This window comes from Phenylobacterium sp. NIBR 498073 (genome assembly GCF_027286305.1).
Taxonomy (GTDB): Bacteria; Pseudomonadota; Alphaproteobacteria; order Caulobacterales; family Caulobacteraceae; genus Phenylobacterium.
On sequence record NZ_CP114599.1, the window covers coordinates 294,003 to 317,395 of the forward strand.

Here is a 23,393-nt window from a genome sequence, read left to right on the forward strand (position 1 = left end):
CCCCGGCCGGGGCTAGGCCACCACCTCGAGGCGCGGGGGGCGCGCCAGTTCGAGATGGATCAGGCCCCGCTCCGGGCGGGTGATCCGAACCGGCGCCTCCTTCTCGTCGAGGCGCCGGCGGAGCAGGATGAGCCGGGCCTCCAGATTGTCCTTCAGTTCCGGCAGGCGAAGGGCGCCGTCCAGGCGAAGTTCACGGTTGCTGAAGTCGGTTCGCCCGGACTCGGCATGGAGCTTCAGGAGATGGAACAGCAGTCGACCGGGCACGCCCTTGATCAGGTAGACGTCGTCGATGAACAGGCTGTCGTCGAAGCTGTGGTAGCGGACGTGGAACGGCCGGCCCGCCGGCGCGCGCGCCTGTCCGTCCCGCCGCACGCCGGGGGCCTCGGCCTCCGACAGACGCAGGCCGCCGGCCAGCTGCAACGCCACCATGGCCAGGGCGTCTTCGTCCGCATGGGTGAAGCGGAAACGCCGGGCGTCTTCGGCGAACAGCACGCCCTGGACCCGACCGTTGCTGATCATCGGGGCGGCGAGCTGGCTCTGCGGTTCGGTCAGGCCAGGAAGCGGAATCACGCGCTCGCCGGCCTCGCCGCCCACCGCCGCGGCGTATCGCCGACCCCGGCTCATGTCGCTGATGCGGATGGGACGCGCGCTCGCGGCCGCGACGCCAATCGCGCCTTCCCCAATGCGCGCCTCCGATCCGACGCCGCCGAGGCTGTATCCGCGGCTGCCGATGGTCGTCAGCCGGCCGCACTCCTCATCGGCCAGCAGGACAATGACGTTCGTGTAGCCTAGCTCCCGCTGAAGGCCGTCGAGCATGGCGTCGATCATCGCATCGGGATCACTGGTCTTGGCCAGGCGCATCGCCAGGCGAGCCGCCGCCGCGAGCAGCGCGCCGCTATCTTGCCGGAGCAACTCGGCGGCCGGCGGTTCAGGCTGAGCCGGGACCAGCTGGCAGCCGCGCACCCGATAGATGTCCGCGCTGCGCAGCAGCCACGGCACGCCGGGGCCTTCCCGGGCGCCGGTCGCGCGGATCTGCGCGTCGATCCTCGAGAAGGTGTCGCCGGACTGGACCGCGCGTTCGAACACGAGGTCGAGCTCGTACTGCTGGCCGGTGCGGCCGTCGACCACGAGGACCGTCGCTTGTCCGGTCAGCTCTACGTTGCGTGCGGTCTTGGAGAAGAATTGGTTCGAAAGCGCGACGTGCTCGTCGTCGACGTAGTGGACCTGCGACAGGTACGAGACGTTTGGAATGCCCTCGTCGTCCAAGGTGGCGATGATCGAGGGAATGACACCCTCGAAGCAGTCGCGAAGCATGCGGAGGGGCATGTTCATGCCGGCGTCCCCGCGCCGGCGTGGGCCATTCCGGCCCCGGGGCCCGGCGTCTGGCGAAAGACCGCCATGGGGATCAGGCGCAGCCTGACGAGGTCCCGGGGAAGGAGCCAGCAGGCCAGCTGCTGCGCCGTCACGCCAAGCTCCAGCAAGGTCTGCGTCATGCGGCGAACATAGCTGTCAGCCAAGTTCACATCGTCGGCGTCCGCATCGCCGAATTCGGCCAGCCGCGCCTTGATCTGGTAGGTCTGGTAATCGGTCGGGTCGCTGAGCGTCACCGCGAACGCCGCGCCGACGCGCAGGTCGCTTATCATCGCCGGCCACTGCGCCCGGGAGACCAGCAGGTCGAGGATTGACCGGTCCTCGCCCAGGCGCAGACCGACCCCGCGGCCGATCGCCGGCCGTGAACCGGGACCGCGCGTCGCCGTCGTGATCATCACCGAACGCAGCATGAAGTCCGCCAGATCAGCGTCTATGACCGGTTTCACGTGTCCCCCGCTTCCGCCGGGGGCCGGCGGATAGGATTCTTTTAGGCGACCGAACGCCGTCATAGGAAGCCTTTAGGAAGCCTCCGCTCGCGTGCGGACATAGACGCAGCGCCACGCCGCATTCCGCGGCACGGGGCGATTTCGCGATGACGGCCGACGGGCACGACCAGACACCTGACGTCCATTGGAAACCGGTGACGCGCGAGCCGCTGCTCGATCTCACCTAGCCCCGACGCCTTCCGACCAGATCCGCGTGCAGTTCACCCGACCCGCCAAGGCCGGGCGCGCCGAACTGCGCGCCGCCATTGGAGCCTATCCATGCAGTGCAAGACCTTGATCGCGGCCGCCGCCCTGGCGCTCGGCCTCCCAGCGGCTGCGGCCGTCGCGCAGACGAGCCTTCTTCCCGGCTACTATGAGATCGTCACCCGCATCGCCGGCGACCCCGAGCCTGACGTCCAGCATGAGTGCCTGACCGCCGCCGAGGCCAAGACCCAAACCCTCGAGCAGGTGCTGGCCGAATGGACCGAAGGCCGGTGCGACTACGCTCAGCGGCAGATCAGCGGCGGCAGGTTCGTGCTGGCCGGCGCGTGTACGCTCGACGGCTCCAAGACGACGTTCCACCACACCGGGACCTACACGCCGACCTCCTTCAGCGCCAACCTGAGCTCGCGGACCATGGTCGCCGGGAAGCCGATGGACGTGAAGATCGCCACGACCAGCCGGCGCGTCGCCGCCGCCTGTCCGGCCCGTCGCTGATTCTCCAACGGAGATTGCCCATGTCACCGACCCGTCTTGCGGCGGCGAGCCTCGCCGCGTTCCTGATCATCAGCCCAGCCCTCGCCCAGGCGCAGACCGCTTGCGGCGCGCCGCCGCCCCCGCAGGTCCAGCCGCGCAAGCCCAGCGCCCTCGGCGGCCTGCTGACGGCTGCGCGCGAAGCCGGCCTCGGCGAGGCCATCGCCGGCGGCATGGGCGGATCGGGTCGCAACTCGACCGCAGCGGCGGTGGTCGGAGCCGCGCTGTCAGGTGATCCGTCCAGCGCCGCCGCCGCCTTGCCGTATGACAGCCGCAACGCAGCCACCGCCCGCGTGGCGGGGGCGCTCGCCGGCGCGGCGCTGAACCTGGCCCGTTCGGCCGGTTCGACGAACGCAGCCTGCGAAGCTCAGGTCGGCCCGCAGCCGTCGAGCGACGGAGACGTCTGGAAATGAGGCGCGCCCTGCTTTGCGGCGTCGCCGCCCTGACGACCCTGGCCGCGGTGTCTCCGGCTCACGCCTGGAAGCCGAAGACGCACATCTACCTCGCCGAGGAAGCGCTGCGCGACGCGATCGACGACGACAAGGTCACGCTCTACGAGACCGACTACCGCACGGGCAAGATCATCGGCGAGCTCGGTCAATTCAAGGTCGATCCCGAAGTCCTGGCCGCGCTGAAGTCCGCGCCCCAGCAGTATCGCGCGGGGGTGCTCGGACCGGACGCCTATCCGGACATTCTCACCGGCCAGCAGGTCATCCATCCTGACGCGGCGCACGCCGTCGGCCAGGGCGCCGGAGGCTCGAACGCCTGGCTGGCCCACCTGTGGCGGCGCGGCTTCCTGGACAACGCCAGCCCGCAGGTGCGCGCCTTCACGGTCGGCTACCTGACCCACGCGGCGGGCGACGTCTTCGCCCATACCTTCGTCAACCACTTCGCCGGCGGCGAGTTCGTGCTCACGCCCGACCCCACCAATGCGGCCAAGCACCTGGTGCTCGAGGGCTACATCGGCAAGCGTACGCCGCAGACGACCAGCGCCATCTCCTCGAGCGTCACCACCGGCGGCCCGCTGAGCCCGCGTAAGCGCGAAGACCTCGGCATGGACGAGGAAGACATCCAACGAAAGACCACCACCTATTACGGGACGATCACCCAGAACCAGGTGAGCATCTCCGGGGTGGAGAGCTTCATCTACCGCGAGCTGACCTACGCCGCCCCGGACAGCGCGCTCGAACAGAAGCTGCTGAAGGGGAGCGGCGTCAGCCGCTCGATCCCCTACATCTTTTCGACCTTGCGCAACGGCCTTCAGCGGCAGGTCGAGGAATACGACCGCACCCGCATGTCCAAGAGCGGTCCCGCGCGGCTGGCCTACGCCGCAGCGAACGGCCCCGCGGCCGAATACAAGCGCGCCTGGATCAAGGACATCGACGACGGCCTGGCCGCCTTCCCAGCTGTCAGCCACGAGATCGCCAAGGCGATCGTCTACAATGAGGGCGGCTCGGACATGGCCCGGGCCAAGGCGATCATGGACCAGTACGTGATCGACCACCTGGCCTCGATGGCCGGGGCGCCCGACGCGGCCGTCGCCACCGTCGCGTTCATATCGGGCGTGATCGACGGCATCCTGCCCCCGCCGGCGCGCGAAGCGTTCCGGGCCCTGATGCAGGCGCCCATGGACCTGCTGATCAAGGGCGTGAGCGGCCGCACCGCCGACGAATGGGCGGACTACATGAAGAACCCCGAGAACCACTTCGACGAGGTCATGAACCGTCGCGGCGGGGCCCATGGGGGCGAGGTCGACCATCCGATCGACCTGGCGACGTTCAACCGCGACTATCTGAAGATCGCCGACACCGGCTACTCGAACGCGTCGCTGAAGTGGCGGATCAACGACCTGCCGCCGGCTTTCAACACATTGCAGCTCACCAAGCTGATGCTGCTGGGCGATCAGGGCCTGAACGAGCTCAACGCCGCCCTGAGCGCCAAAGGCGCGACGATGGGCGGCGTGCCCAGCGAATTCCGCAACCTGATGCTGGGCTGGGTTCGCTCGTTGGACGCCGGCAACCAGTGGCAAGGCTTGGGCGGAACGCCCCAGCCCGCCTTCGCCGGGAATGGGGGCGCGGCCTATCGGCGCCTGTTCCTCAATCAGGTCGGCGAGAAGCCTTGGATCGCCGAGGAGGCGCCGCAACAGCCGGCCGAAACTCCCGGGCCGGCTGTCCCTGCGCAGGATCTGACGCCCTTCGCGGGGGATTGGGATACGACCTATGGCCGCGTGACCCTAGCGCTCGGCGAGGACGGCGTCCTGCGCGGTCGGATGGTGGCGCGCGCGGGCGACGGCCGTGAAGTCGACGGCGGCCGTCTCGAATTGCGCGACGGCGCCAGCGAGGGGGTGCTTCGGGGCCAATCGCTCTACGCCGCGCACGTCGCCGACGTGGTTCTGACCTTCGACGCCGCCCGGAACAGCTTTAGCGGTACGGCGCAGCAGGCCGGCTCCACCAGCCCTTCGACCTGGAGCGGAAAGCGCGTCGCCGCCACGGAACAATCGCCGTCCGCGCCACCGGCCCAAACCGAGTCGCCGACGCCCCCGCCGCCTGACCAGCCGACGACACCGCCGGTCGCGACCGGGCCTGTGGCGCAGGCCGGGATCCTCCATCCGCTGGAAGACTTCGACGTGCGCTTCGAACGCGCCGTCGCCGCCCGCAACGGAACCGTCCACGTGTTCCTGACGGTCAAGAATACGACGAACCGCGACATCTCGATCGGCGCCGGGGTCTTCAAGGCTGTGGCCTATGACGCGGACGGGGTCGGAACCAGCGAGAGCCAGATCTGGCGCACCGGCGCGGAGACTCCGGAGTCGTTTCCGGCCACCCCGGTCGTTCCGCCCGGCGGAGAATTGCGCTTCCGCTTCGTCATGAGCCCGCCTTCGACCACGCCGCTCAGCGTGGTGAGCATTCGCGAGAGCGACGAGAAGTCCCTGGCCTTCGCCATGTCCGGCGTCCAACCGGGCGCGGCGCTGGCGCCGCTGCAGGCGCTTGGCGCTGGACCGTTCAAGGCGCTGAGCCAGTTCGATGTGCGGATCGACGGGATCAGCAGGACCCGCGACGGCCTGACCGAGCTGTTTGTCACCCTCCGCAACCCAGGCCGAAAGGTGCTGACCACCTCGAAGGGTTGGATCAAGTTCAGCGCCGCCGACGCCGACGGGGCGAAGGCGACTACGCGAAGCGCGCTCTATCCGGTGCGCGGACCACGCGGCGAGGAGCTGCCGCTGCTTGTCTACGTCGCCCCCGGCGGCGAGACCCGCCTGCGCTATGTTTTCGAGGGCCCGGTGTCCGGGCCGATCACCGTCCGCGACGGGACCGCCGAGCAGATCTTCTCGCCCGGTCGATGAACCACCACACACGACAACAAGTAGGAGACGACATGGATCTCAAGGAGATCGATTGGCAGACGCTGTATCTGTCGGGGCAGGGTCGCATCGGCCGGGCGCAGTTCTGGATCGGTGCGGCGGGATTGATCTGTGTCGGCCTCGTCGCGGGCCTGATCCCGGTGGTCGGCGTTCTGGCCTCGCTGGCGCTGATCTACCCGTGGGCCTGCCTGACGGCCAAGCGGCTGCACGATTTCGGTCGCTCCGGGCTACTGGTGCTGGTTGCGGCGGTTCCGGCAGTGGTCGCCGGGGTCTTCAGCCTGGTCACCGCCCTGGCGGCGAGCAACCTCAGTACGCTGGGCATGGCGTTGGCCGGCGCGAGCCTGTCGCTCGCGGTCTCCACTGTGGCGCTGCTCGTCTCGCTCGGCTTCGTGCTTTGGGTTGGCCTCAAGCCCGGACACGAGGCCCCAAACAGCTACGGAGCCCGTGTGTAGGGTGACGGGTCGGCGCCGGCAGGCGCTTAGGACGCGGCCGACGCCGGCTTGTCGTCGTCGACCTGCAGGGTGTGCAGGTTCTTCTGGCGGATGACCTCGCCGGCCTCGTCGAAGAAGAACGGCAGGAACGCGTAGCGGCGGCCGCGGGTGACCGGCGTCGCCTCGTGCAGCAGCGAGCAGGAGAACACCACCGCCCCGCCGGTCGGCGGGCGGTAGGTCTTGGGGCCGAACTCCGGGAACCGCAGATCGCCGCCCTCGAACTCCTCGGCATTGAGGTTGATCGAGCAAGCGAACCTGCGGTGCGCGGTGCCGGTGGTGGTGTTGTCGCGGTGCGGGCGGAAGTAGCCGCCGTTCTCGTCGTCGGCGTCGTAACAGGCGACGATGTAGCGTTCGATGCGGGTGGCGTTGAACTGGAAGGCGCGATGGATCTGGCGCAGCAGCCGGGTCTCGATCCGGGCGCGCAGCTCGTCGCGGAACGCCAGGTCTTCGATGGTCGCGTCGCTGCGGCTCTTGAAGCCGTCGATCACCGGGACGGTCTTGTCGCCGACCTGGCGCATGGTGCCCGAACGCACGCCGCCCTGGCGGTCATAGAAGGCGATCAGCCGTCGGCACATCTCGGGGTCGAACACCCGCGGCACGACCAGCACCGGGGCGTGCAGCGGCGTACCGGCGTGGTCGCCGGGCGACGGCAGGGTGCGCAGGGCGGCGAACACCTGCTCAGTCTGGTCCATGGTCCCGGAGATCAGCACCCGCAGGCTCGGGTCGAGCACGCACCAGTACGGCGTCTCCTCCCCCTGCGGCGACAACGCCCCATAGGCGCGGCTGACCGCGCCGCCGCGGTCGAGGAACCACATCACGCCGGGGCGATCCTTGGCCTGGGCGATGGCGTCAGGATCGCGCAGCACCCCGAAGGCGACCAGGTTGGCCCCGTCGTAGAGCGCCTGGTGAGCCTGCATGGCGGCCAGGGCCTGCTGGCGCGCGATCGGCTCGCTCGGCAGGAAGGCGAGCAGCACGAAGCGGCCGCCGAGGCTGGAGAAACTGAAGTTGGGGACGCTGGGCGTCGGGGCCGTGAACCAGGGCGCGGCTTGTCCGGTCTGCATCATCATCGCCGCTTGGTCGCTTGGACGGATTATGCCGGCAAGCATAAGAAGCTTATAAGGGCGGGACGGGCGCCGAGCGCATAAGCCCGGCATAATTGAACCGGCGAGCGGCTGCGGCCATGGTCCGGCCGTCGACGGCCTCGCTCGTCTCCCAACTATCGAGCCTGGGGTTCCCACGGACAGGCGGACGCCGTCGACGCCCGGCTTTGCAAGGATCCGCATGGCGCGGGATTGGACAATCGGCCCACGGGCGCGCGGCGCGCTGCGCTATCTGGCGGCCTTCGGCATGGTCGCCGTGTCGACCGCCGTGGCCGAGGTGATCTACCGCGTCTTCGACACCGACCGCCTGTCGATGGTGTTCCTGGCCGGCGTCCTGGTCGCCGCCGTCACCCTGGGGCCTGGGCCGGCCTATTTCGCCGCCGCCGTCGCCTTCCTGGTCTACGACATCTACCTGGTCGAGCCGCGCTTCCAGTTCACCATGACCTCGGCCGAGGATTTCCTGGTGCTGCTGGTGTTCCTGGCGGTGGCGGTGCTGACCGGCGGGCTGGCCGGCCGCCTGCGCGAGGCCCAGCGCCGGGCCGAGGCGCGGGCGCGGACCTCCGGGGCGCTGTTCCGGGCGAGCGAGGAATTCTCCGCCTCCGGCCACGAGGACGCCGTGCGCCAGGCGCTGGCGCACCGGATCGCCGAGACCGGCCGCGAGGCTGTGGTGTTCGAGAACGGCCGCTGGTGGAGCGCCCCGGCCGGGGTCGAGCCGCCCGAGCCGCTGGCCGCCGCCGCCGCCGACCCCTTGGCCCAGGTCGCGCCCGGCCAGGTCGACGCCTGGCGGCTTAGGCCGTTGCGCGCCGATGGCCAGGCCCTGGGGCTGGCGGCCTGGCGTTCGACCGGACGGCTGCACGCCGACGACGACGAGCGGCTGGTCGACGTGCTGGTCGATATGGCCGGCGCGGCCATCGCCCGCTCGCGGCTGTCGGGGGCGCGGGCCGAGATCCAGGCGCGGGAGCGGACCGACCAACTGCGTCACGCGCTGCTGTCGTCGATCTCGCACGACCTGCGCACGCCGCTGGCGGCGATCCTGGCCTCGGCCAGCAGCCTGCGGGAATTCGGCGACCGCTTCGACGCGGCGGTGCGCGACGACCTGACCCTGACCATCCAGGAGGAGGCCGAACGGCTGAACCTGTTCGTCGGCAACCTGCTCAACATGACCAAGCTGGAGGCCGGGGCGCTGAGCATCGAGCCAGTGAGCTTCGGGATGAGCGAAGTGGTGGGCCGGGTCGTGCAGCGGCTGGGCAAGCGCGCGGGCGACCGCGAGCTGGTCGCGGGCGCCGGCGGCGACGATCTGGCGGCGCTGGGCGACCCGATCCTGACCGAGCAGGCGCTGGCCAATGTGGTCGAGAACGCCGTCCGCTTTTCGCCGAACGGCGCGCGGATCGAGGTCTGTGCGCGGCGCGCCGACGGCCAGGTCGTGGTCGAGGTCCAGGATGAGGGCCCTGGGGTGCCGGACGCCGATCTGGCGAGGATCTTCGACAAGTTCTACCGCTCGCCGGCCACGGCGGCGGGCCAGCAGGGAACGGGCCTGGGCCTCTCGATCACCCGCGGCCTGGTCGAGGCGATGGGCGGCGCCGTCGAGGCGCGGGCGCGGGACGACGGGCGGCCGGGCCTGGTGGTGGCGCTGCGGTTTCCGGGAGCACGGCCATGAGTCTCGCGCACCTGCTGCTGGTCGACGACGAACAGCAGATCCTGCGGGCCCTGCGCCCGGCGCTGAGCGCGGCCGGCTATGAGGTGGCCACCGCCGAGACCGGCGGCGAGGCGCTGGCGTACCTCGCCAGCGAGCCGTGCGACGTGGTGATCCTCGACCTCGGCCTGCCCGACATGGACGGCAAGGAGGTCATCGCCCGCATCCGCGAATGGTCGGAAGCCCCGATCCTGGTGCTGTCGGCCCGCGACCTGGAGCACGAGAAGATCGCCGCCCTCGACCAGGGGGCCGACGACTTCATCAACAAGCCCTTCGGGGTCGGCGAGCTGCTGGCTCGGATCCGGGCTTCGCTGCGCGGGCGCGAGCGGCGGTTCTCGGCCCATGCGGTGTTCCGCAGCGGCGACCTGGAGGTCAATTTCGCCACCCGCCGCGTGGCGGTGATGGGCGAGGAGATGCGGCTGACCCCGCGCGAGTACGACCTCCTGAAAACCCTGGCGCGCTACGGCGGGCGGGTGGTCACCCACCGCCAGCTGATCGCCGCGGTGTGGGGGCCGGACGCCCAGGTCGACGCGCAGTTCGTGCGGGTGCTGGTCGCCCAGCTGCGCCAGAAGATCGAGGAAGAGCCCTCGACCCCGAAGATCCTGCTGACCGAGCCGGGGATCGGCTACCGGCTGACCCCGGAAGACGAGGCCTGAGCCGCACCGCCTAGAGCTTGCCCGGCCGGGTCGGCAAGCCGTGGCCGCGGAGAAATCCCGCGACCAGCCCATCGTAGAGCTCCAGCCGCTTGTAGACGCGGAAGTCGGCAGTCGCCTCGCCCCAGGCGCGGGCGAAGGCGGCGAGCCGTGGCGGATCGCCCGCCAGCTCGTCGAGCGGCGAGAGCCACACCCTGATGGTGAACAGCGCCCCGCCGGTGCGCGGCAACCGTCGCAGGGTCTGGCGTTCGACCCGCACGAACAGTTCGGCGCCGGCGCGGGCCGGGTCGATGTCGCCGATCCGCGCGCGGATGGGGGCCGATTGCGGGGTGAAGGTCTCGGGGGAGTTCACGACGCTCCAGTTGCGGCGCTCCAGCACCAGGCCCGGCCGAAGCCCGTCGAAGATGCGCACGACGCGGGTCAGGAAGCGGCGCTCGAAGCCTTGCACGGGACGGTGGATGTCGCCGAGCGCGCGGCCGAGCACCTCATGGGCGGTGAAGAAGGTCGGGGCGCAGAGCGACAGCGCGCTGACCCGCCATTCGCCATGCGTCTTCTCCATCAGCACCAGGTCGTCGGGCGTGCGCCGCGCGGCGGCCAGCAGCGGCGGCAGGTCCCCGCCCTCCAGCAGAGCGCCGAGCGCGGCGGCGACCAGTTCGGCGGCCTCGGCCTGGCCGGGGCAGGAGCCCTCGGTTTCGCCCCAGACGATGTCGCGGTGGGCGGCCGCCAGCGGGTCCTTGCGGGCGGCGGGATCGGCCTCGCCGCCTTCCAGCCAGTCGGCTTCGGCGATGGGACGCAGGCCGATCGTGAAGTCCGCGGCCTCCTCGAAGGGGGCGTGGCGGAGGCTCATCGCGGCTTGAAGCGGCGCGCCAGCGCCCAGAGCCCGACGCCGATCACGATGCCGACGGTGTCGGCGAAGAGGTCGATCCAGTCGCCCTGGCGGCCGAACGGCATCAGCGCCTGCGCGACCTCGATCCCGGCCGACAGCCCCCAGACGCAGGCGATCACCGTCTTGCGCCGATGGGTCGACATCAACAGGCCGATGACGACCAGCAGGCCGAAGGCGATGGCGTGGGCGGCCTTGTCCCAGACCAGCTTGGCGCCCGGAACATCGTTGGTGGGGGCCAGGGTCAGGTAGAGGATCACGCTTACCGCGGCGCCGAAGATCGCCACGCGCAGGGGCCGCGGGATGAACGAGAAGAAGGTGTGCATGTCCATCTGATAGCCGCGCCCCGCGGCGACGGCGAGCCTTTCAAAAGCCCGCCTGGCCCGCTAGCTTCCGGGAAAATTCAAACACGGGTTTAAATTGATGGCGATCGAGGCGGTGATCTGGGATTTCGGCGGGGTGTTCACCTCCTCGCCGTTCGAGGCGTTCGCGCGGTACGAGGCGGAGCATGGGCTGCCCAAGGACCTGATCCGCAAGATCAACTCGACCAATCCCGACACCAACGCCTGGGCCCTGTTCGAGCGCAACGAGATCGACACCCAGGGCTTCGATGCGCTGTTCCTGGCGGAATCGACCGCGCTCGGCCATCCGGTCCCCGGCGCCGACGTGCTGCCGCTGCTGTCGGGTCACCTGCGGCCGCGGATGGTTGCGGCGCTGAAGGCCTGCAAGGCGCGTTTCAAGGTCGGCTGCATCACCAACAACATGGTCACCCACCACAGCCCGGGCGCCGACGCTCCGCAGCGCGCGGCCGGGGCCATGGGCCAGGTCATGCCGCTGTTCGACCACATCATCGAAAGCTCGAAGGCCGGGGTGCGCAAGCCCGACCCGAAGATCTACCTGATGATGTGCGAGGCGCTCGGCGTGACGCCGGAGGCTTGCGTCTACCTCGACGACCTGGGAATCAACTGCAAACCGGCCGCGGCCCTGGGCATGCGGGCGATCAAGGTGGTGGACGTGGCTCAGACCCTGGCCGAGCTGGCCGCCGCCACCGGTCTGACGTTCGAGGATGAGGAGCTGGCGTGACCCGCCCAACCAAGATCGGCGCCGAGGCGGCGCTGGCCAAGCTGCCGGGCTGGAGCCGGGCGCCCGGCGATCGCGAGGCGATCGCCCGCACCTACCGGTTCGCCGACTTCAACATCGCATTCGCGTTCATGACGCGGGCGGCGATCCGCGCAGAGCAGCTTGACCACCATCCGGAGTGGTTCAACGTCTACAACCGGGTCGAGGTGCTGCTGACCACCCATGACGCCGACGGGGTCACCGAGCTCGACCTCGCCATGGCGAGCTTCATGGACGAAGCAGCGAAGGCGGCCGGCGCGAAGGATTAGCCAACCAGGGAGGAGACGATGTCGGGACGGGTCGAGGGCAAGAAGGCCTTCATCACCGGTGGGGCCCAGGGGCTTGGCGCGGCCATGGCGCGCAGGCTGGCGGCCGAGGGCGCCAAGGTCTCGGTCGCCGACATCAATCACGCAGGCGCGCAGGCGGTGGCCGAAGCCATCAACGCCGAGCACGGCGAGGGGGCCGCCTTCGCCTTTCCGCTGGACGTGACCAAGGAAGACCAGTGGATCTTCGCCCTGGAGGAAGCCGACGCGGCGATGGGCGGCATCTCGGTGCTGGTCAACAACGCCGGGATCAGCCGCGGCGGGAACATCGAGCAGCTGTCCTTCGAGGACTGGAAGCTGGTGATGGAGGTCAATGTCGACTCGGTGTTCCTTGGGACCAAGCACGCGCTGAAGTACATGCGCCAGAACCAGCCCGGCTCGATCATCAACATCTCGTCGATCGCCGGCCTGATCGCGGCCCACAACTCGCCCGCATACAACGCCTCCAAGGCCGGGGTCTGGCTGCTGAGCAAGGGCATCGCCCTGCATTGCGCCAAGCAGGGCCTGGATATCCGCTCCAACTCGATCCACCCGACCTTCATCGACACGCCGATCCTGGACCGGCTGCGCGACCAGCTCGGCAAGGAGGTCGCCGAGGGCAAGCTGGCCCGCCAGATCCCGCTCGGCCACATCGGCGAGCCGGACGACGTGGCCAACGCCGCGGTCTATCTGGCCAGCGACGAGAGCAAGTTCATGACCGGGGCCGAGATCAAGCTCGACGGCGGCATCTCGGCGATGTGAGGGGCGGGCGCTCAGGCGCTGCGCGCGTCGAGGCCTGAGCGGACGGCGGCGAGGAAGGTTCGCCCCACGGGCACGGTCAAACCGCCGGTCAGGTCGATGAGCGTCTGATGACCGTCGCGGCGCAAGCCGGCGACTTCGTCCCGTGCGACCCACCAACGCCGATGCGCCTGGAAGCCGAGCTGCGGCGGCAGGATCTGCACGGCTTCGCTCAGCCGCATGTGAATGAGGGCCGATCCCCGGCGCGTGTGGACCATCACGTAGTGGTCCTGCGCCTCGAGGGCCAACAGGTCCCGTCCCAGTCGGTCAGGCACGCGCTCAAAGAACTGATCGGCGCTTGGCCCTGCTTCAGGAGGGGCGGGCCGAGCCGGCCGCAGAAACGGCCATGCTGCAATGCCGGCGATGACCAACTGGACCGTCGCAACTGAAAAATAGAGCGACACCAGTTCGCTTGGCGGCGTCGAGCGTCCGAAAACCAATGTGAGCGTCCACGCCACGACGAACATCATCGGCAGGGTCGAGATCAGTCCCAGGACTACGATCGCGGCGAACTTCGGCAGGCGGGCGAACGGCGCCGCAGGACGAAGGATCTGCAGGGTGGCGATCGCCAGCCCGTAGCCCGCCGCCACGAGGCTGAACCAGTAGGCGTAGCGTTGGGGGGAGGCCAGGGACTGAAACGAGCCGAACGGGCCGGCGAACCCCAGAAACACCCCCAGCGCGATCAGCCCGTAGAAGCTGGTGAAGATCGGCGAAGTCCAGGTTCGAAGCGAGATCGAAGGCATCGTGCGGCGTTGGCGAAAAGCGAATGCTATTCGCGGAAACCGGCGTTGTCGAGCCGATCGGATGTGAGCTTCACGGACCTGTTCCGCAGCAAATACGTCTGGACCCCAATGACGCTCGCTCATCGCATAGACGGCCAGATCCGACCGGTCGACGCGCCGCCTAATCAACCGCTCCCGTCGCTGTTGCGGGAGTTGCAGGTCTTTCTTCTTCGTCAGACCGCGCCCCTGTTTGGCGCAGGCGAAGGGCCATGGCTTCCTCCGTTCGGAGGACGGCCGCCGGTGGGGAGGCGCATTGAACCGAGCTCGACGATGAGCTTCGCGTCATGAGCGCCGCCGCTCAGCTCCAGGCCGGCTCAGGCGAGATCAAAATCCAGACCATGTGCGGGGCCCTGGATACGATCGGGGTCGCCCTGCTTCTCGTTGATCGCGCAGCACGGGTGCGGTCCTGCAATGACGTGGCGCGCCGCCTGATCGATGGCGGCCTCCTGCGCATTCAGGCCGAACGGCTGCTGGGGCCGGTGCGGGCGGACACCGCGCGACTTCACGGGGCAATCGAGGCGGTGACACGCTCGCCCAACGAACCGCCCCGCACGGTGATGCTGGAAGGCCTGGACGGCGCCGCCGGCCGCTCGGCCAGCATCGCGCCAGCCTGCTGCCCCGAAGGAGAGCCGATGGCGCTCGTCGCCCTGACGGCGCCATCCACGACCATCGCGCCTGACCGGTTGCGCCAGGCGTTCGGACTCACCGCTGCCGAGACCCGCCTGTTGTCGGCGCTCGTGACCGGCGAGCGGCTCGCCGAGTACGCCGAACGCACCGGCGTGAAGCGATCCACCGCCAAGACCCATCTTCGCGGGCTATTCAACAAGGTCGGCGAGAGCCGCCAGGCCGACCTGATCCGGCGCGTGATGGATGACGCCATCCTGCGCTCACCGTGGGACTGCGCGGCGGCGGCCTGAAGCCCAAGCGTGCGACAGGCGTTGGCGAAAAGCGAACGTCATTAGCGGAAACCGGCGTTGTCGAGCCGGTCGGATGCGAGTTTCACGGACCTATTCCGTCGCAGACTTCCGGACCCCGATGACCTTCGCCCTTCGCATAAACGGCCAGACCCGACAGGTCGACGCGCCGCCTGATCAACCGCTTCTATGGGTGCTGCGCGTGCAACTCGGCCTCAAGGGGACGAAGTTCGGCTGCGGCGTCGGCGCGTGCGGGGCGTGCACGGTGCATCTCGACGGCCAGGCCGTTCGGTCCTGCGTCACCCCGGTTGGCGCGGTGGAGCAGGCCTTGGTGATCACTATCGAGGGGCTCGCTGCGAAGGACGCGCTCCACCCTGTGCAGCAGGCGTGGATCGACGAGGACGTCGCCCAATGCGGGTACTGCCAGGCCGGCCAGATCATGGCGGTCGCCAGCCTGCTGGCGGAGACGCCGAACCCGTCCGACGACGAGATCGACGCTCGGCTGACCAACCTCTGCCGGTGCGGCGCCTACACGCGTATCCGCACCGCGATCCGCCGCGCGGCCGAGCTCATGAAAGAGCGTGCCGCATGAGCGCGGAGAGACTGACGACGTCCCGGCGGGATCTGCTGAAGGCCGCGGCCGGGGCTGGCGCTCTCTTGGTGTTCGCCCGCCCGCAGGCGGGCCGCGCGGCGGCGGCATTCGTGGGCGAGATCGGCCCCTTCGTCCGCATCGCGGCGGACGGCGCGGTGATCATCGGCTGCCACGTCGGAGAGATGGGCCAGGGCGTGTCGACCTCCCTGCCGATGCTCATCGCCGAGGAGCTGGACGTACCGTTCGAGCGGGTGTCGATCCAGGCGATGCCGCTGCACCTGGCGCGAAACGCCCGGGGCCAGGCGCGCTCCTTCCTGGGGGCCGGCCAGAGCACCGCCGGCGGCTCGAACAGCGTCAGGGTCGGTTTCATGCCCTTGCGGCAGGCCGGCGCGCGCGCCCGGCGGATGATCCTCGAAGCGGCGGCCGAGCGCTGGCGCGTTCCGGTGGGCGAACTCGCCACTCACGGCGGCGTCGTCCGGCACGCGTCGGGCCTCACCGCCACCTACGGCGAACTGGCCGCCGAGGCTGCGAAGCGCCCTGAACCGGTCGGGGAGATCGTCCTCAAGACTCCAGACCGTTTCACCATCGTCGGCAAGCCGCAGCGCCAACTGGATGCGGACCGGATCGTGCGTGGCGAGCCGCTGTTCGGGATCGACGCGGAGATGCCGGGCATGCTGCACGCCGTCGTCGCCCGCTGTCCCTATCTGGGCGGCCAGGTCGCCAGCCTGGACGAGCGCCATGGCCTCGGGCTTCCAGGCGTCGTCGCGCTCGTGCCGATCATGGTCGCCGATGCGCCGGCGCCGCCCCTGGCCCCGCAGAGCACGCCCCTGGCTTGCGGCGTGGCGGTCGTGGCGACGACCCTCTGGGCGGCGTTGCAGGCCCGCGAGGCGCTCAAGATCACCTGGAGCCGGGGCGCCGGAGCTGCAGCCGACGAAAGCTCTGCGCGCGCCTATGCCGACACCTGGGCGAAGATGGAGGCGGGCCCCGGCGACCTGGTCCGCAAGGACGGGGACTTCGCCGGCATGCGCGCCCCGGGCGCGCGAACGATCAAGGCCCGGTATGAGGCCGCCATGGTCGCCCACGCCTGCATGGAGCCGCCGAACGCCGTCGTCGCGGTCGATCCGGCCGGCAATCGCGCCCAGGCGATCCTCGCGACCCAAGCGCCGGACGCCGCCGCAGCCACCATCGCCGCGGTGACCGGCGTCGATCCGCTGCAGATCGATGTCACGCTGGCGCGCATGGGCGGGGGCTTCGGCCGGAAGTACGACCAGGACATGGTCGCCGAGGCGGCCATCATCGCCAACGCCCTGAAGCGCCCGGTCAAGCTGGTCTGGACCCGTGAGGACGACCTGCAGCACGATCTCTACCGGCCAGGAGCCTGCCATATCCTCGATGCGGTGGTGACCCCAGGGGGCCGCATCGACGGCTGGCGACACCGCCTGGCGACGCATTCGCGGGTGGCGGGCGCGGCCGGCGATCCTGCGCCGCGGTTGACGGAGTACTATCCGGACGGCTTCCCGGCCGGCCATGTCCCCAACATGCAGGTCGAGTACCACCTGTTGCCTTCGGCGGCCCCGCGCGGCGCCTGGCGCGCGCCAGGCCACGTCGTCAACGCTTTCGCGATCGAGTGCTTTCTTGACGAGATCGCGGTCGCCACGAACCGGGATCCGGTCGAGCTGCGGCTTGAGATGATCGGGGCCGGCGGCGCCCTCAGCTACATGTACCTGCCGCAGATGCCGCGCAAAATCTTCGACACCGCGCGCTACGCCGCGGTGATCCGCCGGGCGGCCGAGGCGTCCGGCTGGGGCCGGCCGCTGCCCAAGGGGCGCGGTCGCGGATTTGCGGCGCACTTCACGTTCGAGAGCTATGTCGCCCAGGTCGTCGAGGTGACGGTGGCCGATGGCCGCCTGCGGATCGATCGGGTCACCGCGGCGGTCGACGCCGGCATGATCATCAATCCAAACGGTGCGCGCGCCCAGATCGAAGGCAGCATCAACGACGGCTTGTCGGCGGCGCTCGGCCAAGCGATCACGGTGCGCGACGGCCAGGTCGAGCAGCGGAACTTCAACGACTACGAGATGCTGCGGATGGAGGGTGCGGCCCGGCGGATCGACGTCAGCTTCATCGAGTCCGGCGAGCCCCCCAACGGCCTGGGCGAGCCGGGCGTGCCGCCGCTGGCGCCGGCCCTGGCCAACGCGATTTTCGCGGCGACGGGCGTGCGCCTGAGGCGGACGCCGATGTCGCCGGACCTGGCGCCCGTGCTGGCCGCAACGACGCGCAAGGCCGCTAGTTGATCAGCATGGTTCCCAGCAGCACCCGCGCGCCCTTCTGACCCAGGATGCGGTCGGCGTCGCGTTGCAGGGCCTGGCCGAGGACGTCTGGGTTGGGCGGGGTCGCGGGGGTCATGCCCGAGGCGTAGGTCTGCAGGGTCTGGACGAAGGCGGCGCGGATGCGGGGGACGACCTGCTCGGCCTTGGCGCGAAGCTTGGCGTCCGGCACGTCGAGGATCGTCTGCACGGTCAGCACCCCGCGCCGGCCGCTGGGGCGCATGACGCTGGCGGCCAGGGTGTGGATCTCGACATAGGTGCCGACGCCGGTCCTCTTCTCGTCCTTCTTCTTCTCGTCCTTCTTCGGCGCGGCGGCTGTCAGCAGCGGCGCGGCGAGCATGAGGGCGAGGAGACGGCGACGGTCCATGGCGACACCACGCCACATCATGGTTAGAGCTCTCTTTACGAGCTTGGCTGGACAGTGCGGCGACGATTCGCAGTTCTTGTATTGGAGCGCCGCTTTTGGGCCGGTTCGCAGCCACCAACCTCGACCTCGACGGCAAGGTGATCTTCGTCACCGGCGGGACCGGCTCCTTCGGGCGCCGGTTCATCGAAACCGTGCTGATGCGGGCCAAGCCCCGCAAGCTGATCGTGTTTTCGCGCGACGAGCTGAAGCAGCACGAGATGCAGATCGATCTGGCCGAGAAGTTCGATCCCGAGACCCTGACCTGCATGCGCTTCTTCCTGGGCGACGTGCGCGACCGCGAGCGGCTGACCCTGGCGATGCGCGGGGTGGACATCGTGATCCACGCCGCAGCGCTGAAGCAGGTGCCGGCCGCCGAGTACAATCCCTCGGAGTGCATCCACACCAACATCATGGGCGCCGAGAACGTGGTCTGGGCGTGCCTGTCCAACCGCATCAAGCAGGTGGTGGCGCTGTCCACCGACAAGGCCTGCAACCCAGTGAACCTGTACGGGGCGACGAAGCTTGCCTCGGACAAGACCTTCGTGGCGGCCAACAACCTGTCGGGCGACATCGGCACGCGGTTCTCGGTGGTGCGCTACGGCAACGTGGTCGGCTCGCGCGGCTCGGTCGCGCCGCTGTTCGAGCGGCTGCTGGCGCGCGGCGAGAAGGAGCTGCCGATCACCGACGCGCGGATGACCCGGTTCTGGATCACCCTGAACCAGGGCGTCGATTTCGTGCTGTCGTCGCTGGAGATCATGCGCGGCGGGGAGATCTTCGTGCCCAAGATCCCGTCGATGAAGATGACCGACCTGGCGCAGGCCATGTCGCCGGGTGTCGGCGTCCGGGTGATCGGCATCCGCCCCGGCGAGAAGCTGCACGAGATGATGATCTCGGCCGACGACGCGCGCACCACGGTCGACCTCGGCGACCGCTACGCCATCGAGCCGGCCTTCGTGGAGTTCGGCCGCGAGTCCTACGCCAAGACCCATCCGATGGTGGCCGAAAACTTCTCCTACGCCAGCGACACCAATGACGAGTGGCTGAGCGGCGAGGGGCTGCTGGCGCTGCTGGCCGATGGCGCGCCCGAGCATCGCCGCCGCCGGGCGACGGATTGAGCACCATGCTGCCCTACGGCCGCCAGACCATCGACGAGGACGATATCGCAGCGGTGGCCCAGGCGCTGCGCGGCGACTTCCTGACCACCGGCCCGACGGTCGAGGCGTTCGAAGACGCCTTCGCCGACCAGGTCGGGGTGCAGCATGCGGTGGCCTGTTCGAACGGCACGGCGGCGCTGCACCTGGCCATGCTGGCGCTGGAGGTGCAGCCGGGCGAGGCGGTGATCGCCCCGTCGATCACCTTCCTGGCCACCGCCAACTGCGCGCGCTTCGTCGGCGCCGAGGTGGTGTTCGCCGACGTCGATCCGCAGACCGGACTGATGACCCCCGATACCCTGGCCGAGGCGATGACGCGGCTGGACGGGCGCAGGCTGCGGGCGGTGCTGCCGGTGCACCTGCGCGGCGACACCGCCGAGCTGCCGGCGCTGGAGGCGATGGCCAAGAGCGCGAACGCGGTGCTGGTCGAGGACGCGCCGCACGCCCTGGGCTCCAGCCTGAAATTCGGCAACACCGTGCAGCGGGTCGGCGACTGCGCCCACTCGGCGATGGCGACCTTTTCGTTCCATCCGGTGAAGACCATCGCCACCGGCGAAGGCGGCATGGTCACGACCAACGACGCGCGGCTGGCCGAGCGCCTGCGCCGGCTGCGCAGCCACGGCATGATCCGGCCGCAGGACGGCGATCCGTGGTGGTACGAGATGCCGGAGATCGGCTTCAACTACCGGCTGCCCGACATCCTCTGCGCGCTGGGCATTTCGCAGCTGGCCAAGCTCGACGCCTTCGCCGCGCGCCGCCGGGCGCTGGCCGCGCGATACGAGGCGGCGCTGAAGCCGCTGGCCCCGCTGGTCGTGCAGGCGAGCCGGCCCGACTGGAGCGACCCGGTGTTGCACCTGATGGTCGCGCTGATCGACTTCCAGGCCGCCGGCCGCACCCGCCGCGAGGTGGTCGAGGCCCTGCGCGCCCGCGGCGTCGGCACCCAGGTCCACTACATCCCGGTCCACACCCAGCCCTACTATCGCGAACGCTATGGCGTGCTGGAGCTGCCCGGGGCGAGCGCCTGGTACGAGCGCTGCCTGTCGCTGCCGCTCTATCCGGGCATGGCCGACGACGACGTCGATCGGGTGGTCGCAGCGTTGGCGGATGTGCTGGGGCTCTGAGAGCGCGGCGTCCGAGATCCGCGCGAATTCCGCTTGCCCGGCGGACGGCGCGGCCTAGGTAAGGGGACCGGCGCGGTCTCGCCCGGTTCCACGCCCATCCCGACCGATGAAAGGCCAGCCATGGCCCAGGACGACTCCGCCCGCATCAACGGCTCGGCCCTCGCGGTCGGGGCCGGCTGCTACCTGATCTGGGGGCTGGTGCCGTTGGCCTTCCAGATCATGGGCCGGCTGGGGATCGGCGCCTGGGAGATTCTCGCGCACCGTACGCTGTGGGCTGTGCCGACCGCCTTCCTGTTCGTGGCGCTGGCCGGCCAGACCAGGCAGCTGGCGGCGGTGCTGCGCAATGGGCGGACCATGGCCTGGCTGGCGCTGTCAGCCGGGGTGATCGCGGTCAACTGGCTGGTGTTCATCTGGGCGGTGAACAATGGCCGGGTGCTGGAGACCAGCCTCGGCTACTTCATCAACCCGCTGATGGCGATGGCGGCCGGGGCGCTGATCTTCCGTGAGCGGATGGATGTGATCGGCAAGGGCGCGATCGCCCTGGCCGGGGTCGGGGTGGTGATCCAGACCTTCGCGCTCGGCCACCTGCCGATCATCTCGCTGACCCTGGCGACCAGCTTCTGCGCCTATGGGATCATCCGCAAGCGGGTGGCCGCCGAGGCCCAGACCGGCCTGCTGATCGAGTGCCTGATCCTCGCCCTGCCCGGGGTGTTCCTGATCGGCTGGCTGCAGAGCCAGGGGCAGGGCCACTTCACCGCCAGCCCGGCCGCCGCGGCCTGGCTGCTGGCCTGCGGGCCGATGACCGCCCTGCCGCTGATGATGTTCTCGTGGGCGGCGCGGCGGATCCCGTTCTCGGCCATGGGCTTCCTGCAGTTCATCGCCCCCAGCATGACCTTCGTGATGGGGGTGATGCAGGGTGAGGCGTTCACCCCGCTGCGCGGCGTCTCGTTCGCCTTCATCTGGGGCGGGGCGGCCGTGTTCGCGTTCGGGGCCTGGCGGCGCAGCCGGATGCTGGCGGCGGCTTGATCTTCGGCGCGTGACGGACGCCGAAGCCGCGTCCCACTTTCGGCTATCGCGCTTACAGCGCGGCGTAGGCCGCCTCGATCAGCCGCTTGGCGCGGGCGTCGCCGATCAGGTCGGTGGACTGCTTGTTCATGACATAGGCGCCGGCCAGGCCGGTCTCCGGGTCGGCGAAGGCGCAGGAGCCGCCCCAGCCGGAATGGCCGAAGGTCTGCTCGCCCGGGCCCCAGACCTTGACCGCCGAGTTGCGCATGAAGCCGGCGCCCCAGCTCATCACGAACGGCAGCACCAGGTCCTGGCCGTGGATCCGTTCGCGCGAGGCTTCGGCGATCAGGGCCGGCGACAGGATGGTCTCGCCGTCCAGCCAGCCGTCATTGGCCAGGGCCCCGATCAGCCGGGCCAGGGCCGGGGCGGTGGCGTGGCCGTTGGCGGAGGGGATCTCGATCCGTCGCCACTCGGCCTGGCCGCGGCCGGCCGGCGAGGACCAGGGGGTCAGGAAGGCGGCCTTGGTGGCGGCGTTGATCTCGCCGAAGTTCGGCAGGCCGTTCGGGCGCTGCAGGTCGGCGGCGCGGTGGTGCTCGGCGTCGGGCAGGCCGATCCAGAGGTCGAGGCCGAACGGCCCGGCCAGGTCCTCGCGCAGGGCGGCGCCCATGGTGCGCCCGTCGACCCTGCGGAAGATCTCGCCGGCCAGGTAGCCGAAGGTGATCGGGTGGTAGCCGCTGGCCGATCCCGGCGGCCACAGCGGGGCCATGGCGGCGAGCTTGGCGCAGATCGCGTCCCAGTCGAACCAGAGCGAGGGCTCCATCTCCTCGGGGAAGCCGGAGAGACCCTCCTGGTGGCTCATCACCTGTTCGACGGTGATGGCGCCCTTTCCGGCCTGGGCGAATTCCGGCCAGACGTCGGCGACGGGCTGCGCGTAGTCGAGCTTTCCGGCGTCGACCAGCCGGGCGATCAGCAGGGCGGCGATCGCCTTGGTGGTCGAGAACACGGGGGTCAGGGTCGTCTCGTCGAAGGCCTTGGTGCGCTGGCGGTCGGCGAAGCCGGCCCAGAGGTCGACGACCAGCTCGCCGCGCTGCACCAGGGAAAAGCGGGCGCCCAGCTCCTGGCCGGTCGCGAAGTTGTCCTCGAAGGCGGCGCGGACGCCGGCGAAGCGCTCGGGGCAGAGGCCGTGAATCTCGGGGGTCATGCCAATCGCTCCAATCGTACGCTGGGGGAGGTCGCCTTCAGCCGCTGGGCCATGGCGACGATGGGAAGTTCGGCGGCCCCGGCCGCATGGGCGGCGGCGACGGTCTCGGCCACCCCGCCGACCGCGCGGGCGAGCGCGTAGGAGCCGCTCAAGCCGTCGAGGATCGCCGCGCCGAACAGGGCGCTCAGGAGGTCGCCGGTGCCCTTGGGGGGCGAGGGCAGGCGCGGGTGGGCGGCCATCCACGCTTCGTGCGGATCGACATAGATCACCCCGATCTCCTTGGCCCCGCCGATCGAGGAGACCAGGGCCGGCTTGCCGAGCCGCCGGGCGGCGACCAGCACGTCCTGCGGGGTGCGGGTCTCCAGGCCGGTCAGGCGGGCCAGTTCCCAGGCGTTGGGGGCCAGGATGTCGGCGCGCGGAACCAGACGCTCGGCGATCGCCTCGGCGACCTCGGCCGGCACGTAGAGCCCCTTGCCGGCGTCGCCGATGGTCGGGTCGATGATGACCACCGGCTGGCGCGGCGCTTCGCCGCCGTAGCCGCTGCGCTTGGCGCCGCGGACCGCGTCGATGGCGTGAGCGGCGGCCAGCACCTGTTCTGGGAAGGCGAAATAGCCGGTCAGCACCAGATCGGTCTGGCCAAAGAGCTTGTTGGCCTCGATCCCGGCCAGCACGCCCTCGAGCACGGCCGGCTCGACCTTGGCGCCGCCGGGCGGGCCCCAGCCGGGATGCCGACCGTAGAGCACGGTCGGGGCGACCATGGCGTCGATGCGCAGGATCGAGAGGGCGCTGGCCTGGGCCGCTCCGCCGACATGGCTGGCGGCGACGTGGCTGGAGATGATCAGCGCGAGCGGCATGGCCGCCCTGCTTAGCCGAGCGGCCCGGGCC

24 protein-coding genes are annotated in these 23,393 nt (G+C 70.0%); 15 read left to right on the forward strand and 9 right to left on the reverse strand.

The features are described from left to right. Nucleotides 1-12: 12 nt before the first annotated feature. The gene (locus O4N75_RS01525) at nt 13-1,266 is read right to left on the reverse strand and encodes a GAF domain-containing protein (protein ID WP_269627642.1); all 1,254 of its coding nucleotides are present in this window, start codon (nt 1,264-1,266) and stop codon (nt 13-15) included. Nucleotides 1,267-1,328: 62 nt separating this feature from the next. Beyond that, the gene (locus O4N75_RS01530; RefSeq protein ID WP_269627643.1) at nt 1,329-1,781 is read right to left on the reverse strand and encodes a hypothetical protein; all 453 of its coding nucleotides are present in this window, start codon (nt 1,779-1,781) and stop codon (nt 1,329-1,331) included. A 354-nt stretch (nt 1,782-2,135) separates the two neighbouring features. Here O4N75_RS01530 and O4N75_RS01535 point away from each other — a divergent pair, with 354 nt between their 5' ends. Genes O4N75_RS01535 through O4N75_RS01550 form a run of 4 tightly spaced genes read left to right on the forward strand, consistent with a single transcriptional unit; the run spans nt 2,136 to nt 6,422 of the window. Continuing rightward, nucleotides 2,136-2,573 carry a DUF3617 family protein gene (locus O4N75_RS01535; protein WP_269627644.1) on the forward strand — a complete coding sequence of 146 codons (438 nt, stop codon included), beginning with the start codon at nt 2,136-2,138 and terminating at the stop codon, nt 2,571-2,573. A gap of 20 nt (nt 2,574-2,593) precedes the next feature. Continuing rightward, nucleotides 2,594-3,022, forward strand: coding sequence for a hypothetical protein (locus tag O4N75_RS01540; protein ID WP_269627645.1), 429 nt, complete (start codon nt 2,594-2,596; stop codon nt 3,020-3,022). After that, the gene (locus O4N75_RS01545) at nt 3,019-5,952 is read left to right on the forward strand and encodes a hypothetical protein (protein WP_269627646.1); all 2,934 of its coding nucleotides are present in this window, start codon (nt 3,019-3,021) and stop codon (nt 5,950-5,952) included. Before O4N75_RS01540 ends, O4N75_RS01545 begins: the two co-directional genes overlap by 4 nt. 32 nt (nt 5,953-5,984) lie before the next feature. Then, nucleotides 5,985-6,422 carry a DUF805 domain-containing protein gene (locus O4N75_RS01550; RefSeq protein WP_269627647.1) on the forward strand — a complete coding sequence of 146 codons (438 nt, stop codon included), beginning with the start codon at nt 5,985-5,987 and terminating at the stop codon, nt 6,420-6,422. A 26-nt stretch (nt 6,423-6,448) separates the two neighbouring features. Here the strand turns inward: O4N75_RS01550 and O4N75_RS01555 are convergent, their stop codons facing one another. Then, nucleotides 6,449-7,522, reverse strand: a complete 1,074-nt coding sequence (locus O4N75_RS01555; RefSeq protein ID WP_269627648.1) for a 2OG-Fe(II) oxygenase — start codon at nt 7,520-7,522, stop codon at nt 6,449-6,451. 220 nt (nt 7,523-7,742) lie between these two features. Here O4N75_RS01555 and O4N75_RS01560 point away from each other — a divergent pair, with 220 nt between their 5' ends. Next, nucleotides 7,743-9,218 (forward strand): ATP-binding protein, encoded by a 1,476-nt coding sequence (locus tag O4N75_RS01560; protein ID WP_269627649.1) that lies wholly within the window; start codon nt 7,743-7,745, stop codon nt 9,216-9,218. Next, the gene (locus O4N75_RS01565; protein WP_267234132.1) at nt 9,215-9,910 is read left to right on the forward strand and encodes a response regulator transcription factor; all 696 of its coding nucleotides are present in this window, start codon (nt 9,215-9,217) and stop codon (nt 9,908-9,910) included. Before O4N75_RS01560 ends, O4N75_RS01565 begins: the two co-directional genes overlap by 4 nt. A gap of 10 nt (nt 9,911-9,920) precedes the next feature. Here O4N75_RS01565 and O4N75_RS01570 read toward each other — a convergent pair whose 3' ends face one another. Next, entirely contained in the window at nt 9,921-10,754 is an 834-nt protein-coding gene (locus tag O4N75_RS01570) for a heme-dependent oxidative N-demethylase subunit alpha family protein (RefSeq protein WP_269627650.1), read from the reverse strand. Next, nucleotides 10,751-11,122, reverse strand: coding sequence for a VanZ family protein (locus O4N75_RS01575; RefSeq protein WP_269627651.1), 372 nt, complete (start codon nt 11,120-11,122; stop codon nt 10,751-10,753). Before O4N75_RS01575 ends, O4N75_RS01570 begins: the two co-directional genes overlap by 4 nt. Nucleotides 11,123-11,213: 91 nt before the next feature. Between O4N75_RS01575 and O4N75_RS01580 the strand changes: the two genes are divergently transcribed. The 3 genes from O4N75_RS01580 to O4N75_RS01590 are packed head-to-tail and all read left to right on the forward strand — an operon-like array spanning nt 11,214 to nt 12,973. After that, a complete protein-coding gene (locus O4N75_RS01580) occupies nt 11,214-11,873 on the forward strand; it encodes an HAD-IA family hydrolase (RefSeq protein ID WP_269627652.1) in 660 nt (219 codons plus the stop codon). Beyond that, nucleotides 11,870-12,178, forward strand: coding sequence for a 4a-hydroxytetrahydrobiopterin dehydratase (locus O4N75_RS01585; RefSeq protein WP_267231906.1), 309 nt, complete (start codon nt 11,870-11,872; stop codon nt 12,176-12,178). Before O4N75_RS01580 ends, O4N75_RS01585 begins: the two co-directional genes overlap by 4 nt. An 18-nt stretch (nt 12,179-12,196) precedes the next feature. Further along, on the forward strand, nt 12,197-12,973 hold the full coding sequence (locus tag O4N75_RS01590; protein WP_269627653.1) for an SDR family oxidoreductase: 777 nt from the start codon (nt 12,197-12,199) through the stop codon (nt 12,971-12,973). Between the two features lie 11 nt (nt 12,974-12,984). Here the strand turns inward: O4N75_RS01590 and O4N75_RS01595 are convergent, their stop codons facing one another. Further along, on the reverse strand, nt 12,985-13,752 hold the full coding sequence (locus O4N75_RS01595; RefSeq protein WP_269627654.1) for a LytTR family DNA-binding domain-containing protein: 768 nt from the start codon (nt 13,750-13,752) through the stop codon (nt 12,985-12,987). 323 nt (nt 13,753-14,075) lie between these two features. Here O4N75_RS01595 and O4N75_RS01600 point away from each other — a divergent pair, with 323 nt between their 5' ends. The 3 genes from O4N75_RS01600 to O4N75_RS01610 all read left to right on the forward strand — a co-directional run bounded on the left by O4N75_RS01600 (nt 14,076) and on the right by O4N75_RS01610 (nt 17,591). Further along, complete coding sequence (locus tag O4N75_RS01600; RefSeq protein ID WP_269627655.1) at nt 14,076-14,708, forward strand: helix-turn-helix transcriptional regulator; 633 nt, start codon at nt 14,076-14,078, stop codon at nt 14,706-14,708. A gap of 118 nt (nt 14,709-14,826) precedes the next feature. Continuing rightward, on the forward strand, nt 14,827-15,297 hold the full coding sequence (locus O4N75_RS01605) for a (2Fe-2S)-binding protein (protein ID WP_269627656.1): 471 nt from the start codon (nt 14,827-14,829) through the stop codon (nt 15,295-15,297). Then, nucleotides 15,294-17,591, forward strand: coding sequence for a molybdopterin cofactor-binding domain-containing protein (locus O4N75_RS01610; protein WP_269627657.1), 2,298 nt, complete (start codon nt 15,294-15,296; stop codon nt 17,589-17,591). The genes O4N75_RS01605 and O4N75_RS01610 overlap by 4 nt, the downstream gene beginning before the upstream one ends. Here the strand turns inward: O4N75_RS01610 and O4N75_RS01615 are convergent. Then, nucleotides 17,584-18,012, reverse strand: coding sequence for a hypothetical protein (locus tag O4N75_RS01615; RefSeq protein WP_269627658.1), 429 nt, complete (start codon nt 18,010-18,012; stop codon nt 17,584-17,586). The genes O4N75_RS01610 and O4N75_RS01615 overlap by 8 nt on opposite strands. A 74-nt stretch (nt 18,013-18,086) precedes the next feature. Between O4N75_RS01615 and pseB the strand changes: the two genes are divergently transcribed. The 3 genes from pseB to rarD all read left to right on the forward strand — a co-directional run bounded on the left by pseB (nt 18,087) and on the right by rarD (nt 21,328). Beyond that, entirely contained in the window at nt 18,087-19,145 is a 1,059-nt protein-coding gene (pseB, locus tag O4N75_RS01620) for a UDP-N-acetylglucosamine 4,6-dehydratase (inverting) (RefSeq protein WP_269627659.1), read from the forward strand. 5 nt (nt 19,146-19,150) lie between these two features. Beyond that, nucleotides 19,151-20,302 carry a UDP-4-amino-4,6-dideoxy-N-acetyl-beta-L-altrosamine transaminase gene (gene pseC / locus O4N75_RS01625; protein WP_269629420.1) on the forward strand — a complete coding sequence of 384 codons (1,152 nt, stop codon included), beginning with the start codon at nt 19,151-19,153 and terminating at the stop codon, nt 20,300-20,302. Between the two features lie 120 nt (nt 20,303-20,422). Then, nucleotides 20,423-21,328 carry an EamA family transporter RarD gene (gene rarD, locus O4N75_RS01630; RefSeq protein WP_269627660.1) on the forward strand — a complete coding sequence of 302 codons (906 nt, stop codon included), beginning with the start codon at nt 20,423-20,425 and terminating at the stop codon, nt 21,326-21,328. A 52-nt stretch (nt 21,329-21,380) separates the two neighbouring features. Here rarD and O4N75_RS01635 read toward each other — a convergent pair whose 3' ends face one another. Further along, nucleotides 21,381-22,508, reverse strand: coding sequence for a serine hydrolase domain-containing protein (locus tag O4N75_RS01635; protein WP_269627661.1), 1,128 nt, complete (start codon nt 22,506-22,508; stop codon nt 21,381-21,383). Then, nucleotides 22,505-23,362: a bifunctional hydroxymethylpyrimidine kinase/phosphomethylpyrimidine kinase gene (locus O4N75_RS01640; protein WP_269627662.1), complete on the reverse strand. Its 858-nt coding sequence runs from the start codon at nt 23,360-23,362 to the stop codon at nt 22,505-22,507. Before O4N75_RS01640 ends, O4N75_RS01635 begins: the two co-directional genes overlap by 4 nt. Nucleotides 23,363-23,393 lie beyond the last annotated feature (31 nt).